Here is a 773-nt window from a genome sequence, read left to right as displayed (position 1 = left end):
CGGGTTCTCTCTGTGTTTTCAACCTGACGCCATTCTGCCGTCCCTCAGACAACAACTCGATTCATTGCCGTTGTAGCAGATATGGCACAAACAGGACTTCAAAACCCGGCTGGCCAGAGAAAGGTCGCAGGAAAACACCTCACTCTGTTTGTTTTTTTACATATAACTGTTCACTACTGTTCACTCAGTATAAAAATATAAGTAAAACAATAAATTAAAGAGTGAACAGTTGAGAGTGAAGTGTTCACCAACTGTTCACTACTGTTCACTGGTCTGAACATCCCGAATGTAAATTTTATGCGGTATATCCTATTAATTCATGCTGTTAGGGTGATTAAATCAATTTGCATTTCACTTTTGAAATCTCCAGTGCCTTTAAATGGTCTTGAGTAAAAAAACAGCACCCGTTGTCCCGTGCTTTGTACAATTTCCCCCTGTTGCATTGAGAAAAAATATTCACAAAATAGAGCGCTACCTGATACCGGATGGACACGTCCGGATCTCTGCGGATATTAACGAGGTAGCGTTATGCACACGGTTTCATCAGTACCACCTTCTCCCACTGGCACGCACCTGATGCCGGTTTCAGCCCCGGTTCAGGAACGTTTTTTACGTCTCCCGGAAGTCATTCATCAGTGCGGCCTGTCCCGCTCCACGCTCTACGATTTAATTGCCCGCAATGCTTTCCCGGCACAGGTTTCCCTCGGGGGTAAAAATGTCGCCTGGCTACAGTCTGAAATCACGGCGTGGATGGCAGAACGTGTCGCGCACCG

The 773-nt window shown here is 45.9% G+C and carries 1 protein-coding gene; it reads left to right on the top strand.

Annotated features, from left to right (window positions below):
• Window positions 1–528: 528 nt before the first annotated feature.
• Window positions 529–773 (top strand): helix-turn-helix transcriptional regulator (locus OGX86_RS00295; protein ID WP_286638999.1); only part of this gene is annotated, 245 nt, incomplete at its 3' end.

The sequence above is a fragment of the Citrobacter sp. Cpo040 genome (assembly GCF_030332915.1).
Lineage (GTDB): Bacteria > Pseudomonadota > Gammaproteobacteria > Enterobacterales > Enterobacteriaceae > Citrobacter > Citrobacter portucalensis.
Note: the sequence above shows the minus strand (reverse complement) of the source record. Positions and strands in the feature narration are given on the sequence as shown.